We start from the raw sequence: 6,439 nt of genomic DNA on the forward strand, positions 1-6,439 counted from the left end.
AAGGACCACAAGCGCCTCGCCGGACGGGTCGCGCACGCCCTGGACCTGCCGGCCGGGCCGGACCGGGACGCCGCCCTGCACAGCGCCCGCAAGGCCGCCAAACGCGCCCGGTACGCCGCGGAGGCGGCCCGGCCGGTGCTCGGGAAGCCCGCGAAGAAGGCGGTCAAGCGGCTGAAGGCCGTCCAGAGCCTCCTCGGTGACCACCAGGACGGGGTGGTCGCCCGCGCGGCCCTGCGCGACCTCGCCGTACAGGCGGACGCGGCCGGCGAGCCGTCGTTCACCTGGGGACTGCTGTACGGGCGCGAGGAGGCGGCCGCCGCCGCGGTGGAACGCGAGCTGCCCGCCGTCTGGCACCGGGCGCACCGGGCCCGTCCCCGGCGGCCGTAGGGGACCGCCGGCAGCGCCCGGGGGCGTACTCCGGCGGGCGCGGGGAGGCCGGGCAGCGAGGTACGCTGGATGGTCACCCCTGCCGGCTCTCGAAAGTTCGCGATGTCTGTCGATTCGGTCTTCCCACAGCTCGAAGCTCTGCTCCCGCATGTGCAGAAGCCCATCCAGTACGTCGGCGGTGAGCTGAACTCCACCGTCAAGCCGTGGGACGAGTGCGACGTCCGCTGGGCGCTGATGTACCCGGACGCGTACGAGGTCGGGCTGCCCAATCAGGGCGTCATGATCCTCTACGAGGTACTGAACGAGCGCCAGGGCGTCCTCGCCGAGCGCACCTACAGCGTCTGGCCGGACCTCGAAGCGCTGATGCGCGAGCACGGGGTGCCGCAGTTCACCGTGGACAGCCACCGCCCGGTCAAGGCGTTCGACGTCTTCGGGCTCAGCTTCTCCACCGAGCTGGGCTACACCAACATGCTCACCGCCCTGGACCTGGCCGGTATCCCGCTGGCCGCCAAGGACCGGGACATCGACGACCCGATCGTGCTCGCCGGCGGCCACGCCGCGTTCAACCCGGAGCCGATCGCGGAGTTCATCGACTGCGCGGTCATCGGCGACGGCGAGCAGGCGGTCCTGGAGATCACCGAGATCATCCGCGCCTGGAAGGCCGAGGGCCGTCCCGGCGGCCGCGAGGAGGTCCTGTTCCGCCTCGCGAGGACCGGCGGCGTGTACGTCCCCGGCTTCTACGACGTGGAGTACCTCCCGGACGGCCGCATCGGCCGCGTCGTACCGAACAGGTCGGGCGTGCCGTGGCGGGTGTCCAAGCACACCGTCATGGACCTCGACGAGTGGCCGTACCCGAAGCAGCCCCTGGTCCCGCTCGCCGAGACCGTCCACGAGCGGATGTCCGTGGAGATCTTCCGCGGCTGCACCCGCGGCTGCCGTTTCTGCCAGGCCGGCATGATCACGCGCCCCGTGCGGGAGCGAAGCATCACCGGCATCGGCGAGATGGTGGAGAAGGGCCTCAAGGCGACCGGCTTCGAAGAGGTGGGTCTGCTCTCCCTCTCCTCCGCCGACCACACCGAGATCGGTGACATCGCCAAGGGCCTCGCGGACCGCTACACCGACGACAAGATCGGCCTCTCGCTGCCGTCCACCCGCGTCGACGCGTTCAACGTGGACCTGGCCAACGAGCTGACCCGCAACGGCCGCCGCTCCGGGCTCACCTTCGCCCCCGAGGGCGGCTCCGAGCGCATGCGCAAGGTCATCAACAAGATGGTCTCGGAGGAGGACCTGATCCGCACGGTCGCCACCGCCTACGGCAACGGCTGGCGCCAGGTGAAGCTGTACTTCATGTGCGGGCTGCCCACCGAGACCGACGAGGACGTCCTGCAGATCGGCGACATGGCGGTCAACGTCATCGCCAAGGGCCGCGAGGTCTCCGGGCAGAACGACATCCGCTGCACCGTCTCCATCGGCGGCTTCGTGCCCAAGCCGCACACGCCCTTCCAGTGGGCGCCGCAGCTGAGCGCCGAGGAGACCGACGCCCGTCTCGCCAAGCTCCGGGACAAGATCCGCGGCGACAAGAAGTACGGCCGCTCGATCGGCTTCCGCTACCACGACGGCAAGCCCGGCATCGTCGAGGGCCTGCTCTCGCGCGGCGACCGCCGTGTCGGCTCCGTCATCCGCGCGGTCTACGAGGCCGGCGGCCGGTTCGACGGCTGGCGCGAGTACTTCAGCTACGACCTGTGGATGAAGAGCGCCGCCGCGACGCTGCCGGAGTTCGGCGTGGACGTCGACTGGTACACCACCCGCGAGCGCACCTACGAGGAGGTCCTGCCCTGGGACCACCTGGACTCCGGTCTCGACAAGGACTGGCTCTGGGAGGACTGGCAGGACGCGCTCGACGAGACCGAGGTCGAGGACTGCCGCTGGACGCCGTGCTTCGACTGCGGGGTCTGCCCGCAGATGGACACCAGCATCCAGATCGGCCCGACCGGCAAGAAGCTCCTGCCGCTGACGGTCGTGAAGTGAGCGGCGGGGCGACCGCCCGCGCATGACGGCTCGGTGACGACGGCCCGGTCCGGGAAACCCCGGGCCGGGCCGCTGCGTCATCAGGTGCATGGAAGACGGAAAGCACCGCGCGCCCCTGCCGCGGCCGGGGTACGGCCCCCACCAGGCGCCGGCCCACTACGAGGGCGGGGACGGCTGCCTCACCACGCTGGTCCGCGTCCCGGTCCGGATCGTGGTCGTCCTCGTCGTCCTGCCGGTGCGCATGCTGTGGGACGCCCTCGTCGTCACGGGCCGCGCCGCCGAACGCGTGCTCCTGCGCCCCCTCGGCCGCGCCCTGGCCCTGCTGTGCGAGGTGCTGGTGGCGGTGCCCGCGCGATGGCTGTGGCGGCACGTCTGCGTCCCGCTGGGACACGCGCTGACGTGGCTCGCGCGGGCGCTGTTCGTCCGGTTGTGGATCGCGCTCTGGCGCCGGGTCGTGGTGCCCGCGGTGCGCTACGGGATCGTGCTGCCGCTCGTCTGGGTGTACGTGCATCTGCTCACCCCGCTCGGCCACGGGCTGCGGTGGCTCCACCGCGCGGTGCTGGTGCCCGCCGCCCGCGCGCTGGGGACGGCGGTGCGGTGGCTGGGCACCGGTCTGAAGTGGCTGCTCGGCGCGGTCTTCGTGCTGCCGGTGGTGCTGCTGTGGCGGTACGTCCTGGTGCCCGTCGGACTCGCCGCGGCCTGGCTGGTCGGGCATCTGGTCGTGGCGCCCCTCGGATGGGTGTACCGGCACGTGCTCGCCCCGGTGGGCCGTGGCCTCGCCTGGGCGCTGGACCTGCTGGTCCGGGGGATCGAGGCGTTCTTCCGGGGCCTGGGCACCGCCCTGGGGTGGCTGGTCGTCACGCTGCTCGTGGCCCCCCTCCGCTGGATCCACCGGCACGTCCTCGTCCCGGTCGGCCGGGAGGTCGCGGCCGCGCTCGGGATCGCCTGGCGGGTCGCCGGCTTCGTCTCGCGGGCGGTCGGCCGGGGGCTGCGGTGGCTCGCCCGGACCCTGATCGCCCAGCCGGTGCGCTGGGCGTACCGCACGGTGTGCGTCCCGGTCGGCCACGTCGTACGCGACGCCCTCCTGCTGCCCGCCGGCCGGGTGCTGCGCGCGGTGGGCCGCACGGCCCGCGACACCCTGCGCACGGCGCGCGAAACGGTCCGGCGGGCCCGCCGGGACGCGTGGCGCGCACTGGCCGGCGGGCCCGCCCGCCCCGAGCCGGGGAAACCCGCGGCGCCCCTTGCGCGTACTCTGGACCGTGCAACGACTGTGCCCAGCGCTCCACCCGGACCAGAGGCCACCCCGCTCCCGGAGAAATCCGTGCGGCAGGGATGACCCGGTCGGGGCCGCCGGGTCACCCGCTTTTCGTGGGCGGCGCGCCACCGCGCCCGCCCCGCACCGAGGAGAAGAACCACTGGGCAAGCGACAGCCCGAAGGCCCGCCGCCCGCACCGGCGGTGCAGCGCATCCGACTGCGCTACACCAAGCGCGGCCGCCTCCGGTTCACCAGCCACCGCGACTTCCAGCGTGCCTTCGAGCGGGCGCTGCGCCGCTCCCAGGTGCCCATGGCCTACTCGGCGGGCTTCACCCCGCACCCCAAGGTGTCGTACGCCAACGCCGCCCCCACCGGGACGGGCAGTGAGGCCGAGTTCCTGGAGATCGCGCTCACCGAGCGCCGCGACCCGGACGTCCTGCGCGAGCAGCTCAACGACTCGATGCCGGACGGCCTGGACATCACGGACGCCGTCGAGGCCCGCACCTCGGGCCTCGCCGACCGGCTGACCGCCTCCGTCTGGGAGATCCGCCTGGACGGCGTGGAGCGGGAGGCGGCCGAGAAGGCCGTCGCCGCCTTCGACGCGGCCGAGACCGTCGAGGTCGAGCGCCGCACGAAGAACGGCATGCGGGCCTTCGACGCCCGCGCCGCCGTGGTGGAGCTCCGGTGCGTCGATCTTCCGGCCGATAGGTCGGGTGACAGGGCCTGTGCGATACTGCGGCTGGTCGTTCGGCACGTGACACCTGCCGTGCGGCCTGACGACGTCCTGTCCGGTCTCCGCGTTGTGGCCGACCTGGCGCCGCCGGTCCCCGCAGCGGTGACCAGGCTGGCGCAGGGGCTCTTCGACGAGGAGTCCGGCACGGTGACCGACCCGCTCGCGCCCGACCGCGAGGCAGCCCCGGCCGCAGCAACCACGGCCGCCGGGACCGCCGTCGCGACGGCGCCGGAAGGTGCAGGTTCCGCGTAAGGCGGTCGTTGTAGCGCAGCCCTCGCGCTCGGGAGCCACCTGGGCCGGGCCGCGCGCTGACCCATAAGACTTTCGCCAGGCCGTGCGCACACCGCGTACGGAACCGGCGAGCCAGACATTCAGCTTCCGTGCGGCGCCCGCGCCCCCCGGACGGCGGAGCCGCGACTGTGACGCGGCCCGGGCCGTACCGGAACCGGGCGAGGCGCCCCCGGGAGCGCGACGGGAGAACCGCCCGCATGCCCCAGCCGACGCACGACCAGCCCGCCGCGGAACCGGCCGGCCCGCCCGGCCCGTCCGGTCCGGGCGCGCGGACGGGCCGGGGGATCGTCCCCGTGCTCGCCTTTGCGGGGATCACCGTCGCCGTGATGCAGACCCTGCTCGTCCCCGTCTTCAAGGACCTGCCCGCCCTGCTGCGCACCTCCCCGGCCGACGCGACCTGGGTGATGACCGCCACCCTGCTCGCCGGGGCCGTCGCCACCCCGATCATGGGGCGGCTGGGAGACCTGTACGGCAAGCGCGGGATGCTGCTGGCCAGCCTCGGCGTCATGGTCGCAGGCTCCCTGATATGCGCCTTCACCGACGACCTCGTGATCATGATCGTGGGCCGCTCGCTCCAGGGCTTCGCCATGGGAGCGATCCCGCTGGGCATCGGCATCATGCGCGACGAACTGCCGCGCGAGAGGCTGGGCTCGGCGATGGCCTTGATGAGTTCGTCCATCGGCGTCGGCGGCGGGCTCGCGCTGCCGGCCGCCGCGCTCGTCGCCCAGCACACCAACTGGCACGCCCTGTTCCTCGGCTCCGCCGGGCTCGGCGCGCTGGCCATGGCGCTGACGCTCGTCGCGGTCCCGGAGAGCACGCTGCGCGCCCCCGGCCGCTTCGACCTCGTCGGCGCGCTCGGCCTCTCGCTGGGCCTGGTGCTCCTGCTGCTGCCCGTCACGAAGGGCGGCGACTGGGGCTGGGCCTCCCCCACCACGCTCGGGCTGCTGGCCGCTTCGCTGGTCGTGCTGGTGCTGTGGGGGCTGTTCGAGCTGCGCACCGGGGCGCCGCTCGTCGATCTGCGGACCACGGCCCGCCGCGAGGTGCTGCTGACCAACCTGGCCTCCATCATGATCGGCGTCGCCTTCTACGCCGTCTCCCTGGTCCTGCCCCAGCTGCTCCAGCTGCCGGCCTCCACCGGCTACGGCCTCGGCCGGTCGATGGTGGTCGCCGGTCTGTGCGTGGCCCCGCTCGGCCTGACGATGATGCTCGTCGCCCCGCTGTACGCGCGGATCTCCGCCCGCCGGGGCCCCAAGGTGTCGCTGATCCTCGGCCTGCTGGTGATCGCGATCGGGTACGGGGCCGGGCTCGGGCTGATGAGCGCCACCTGGCAGACGGTGCTGATCTCGGTCGTCCTCGGCGCCGGCATCGGGCTCGCCTACTCCTCGCTGCCCGCCCTGATCATCGGCGCCGTGGACGCCTCCGAGACCGGCGCGGCCAACGGCCTGAACACCCTGATGCGCTCCATCGGCACCTCGGTGTCCAGCGCGGTCATCGGCATGGTCCTGGCCCACACCTCGACCCGGATGGGCCCGGTCGAGGTGCCCACCATGAAGGGCTTCCGCATCTCGTTCCTCATCGCGACCGGCGCGGTGGTCGCCGGTCTCGTCCTGGCCTCGTTCCTGCCGTCCCGGCGCCCGGCCGGCGCGCCGGTCCCGCTCGCGGGCGGCGAGGACCTCGCACCCCTCCCGCTGCCGGGCCGCACCGGCTTCCGGGGGCGGGTGCTGGACGCGGCGGGGGCGCCGGTC

The 6,439-nt window shown here is 73.4% G+C and carries 5 protein-coding genes; all 5 read left to right on the forward strand.

All coding sequences use genetic code 11. From position 1 onward, the window contains the following. The coding region (locus MHW47_RS30420; RefSeq protein ID WP_239227088.1) for a CHAD domain-containing protein at window positions 1–387 on the forward strand (387 nt) is incomplete at its 5' end. A gap of 102 nt (window positions 388–489) precedes the next feature. Beyond that, entirely contained in the window at window positions 490–2,415 is a 1,926-nt protein-coding gene (locus MHW47_RS30425; protein ID WP_239227089.1) for a TIGR03960 family B12-binding radical SAM protein, read from the forward strand. An 88-nt stretch (window positions 2,416–2,503) separates the two neighbouring features. Then, window positions 2,504–3,751: a hypothetical protein gene (locus tag MHW47_RS30430; RefSeq protein ID WP_239227091.1), complete on the forward strand. Its 1,248-nt coding sequence runs from the start codon at window positions 2,504–2,506 to the stop codon at window positions 3,749–3,751. 121 nt (window positions 3,752–3,872) lie between these two features. Continuing rightward, entirely contained in the window at window positions 3,873–4,655 is a 783-nt protein-coding gene (locus MHW47_RS30435; RefSeq protein ID WP_239227093.1) for a TIGR03936 family radical SAM-associated protein, read from the forward strand. Window positions 4,656–4,891: 236 nt separating this feature from the next. Next, on the forward strand, window positions 4,892–6,439 hold a 1,548-nt coding region (locus MHW47_RS30440), incomplete at its 3' end, for an MFS transporter (protein WP_239227095.1).

Source organism: Streptomyces sp. OfavH-34-F, assembly GCF_022347745.1.
Taxonomy (GTDB): Bacteria; Actinomycetota; Actinomycetes; order Streptomycetales; family Streptomycetaceae; genus Streptomyces.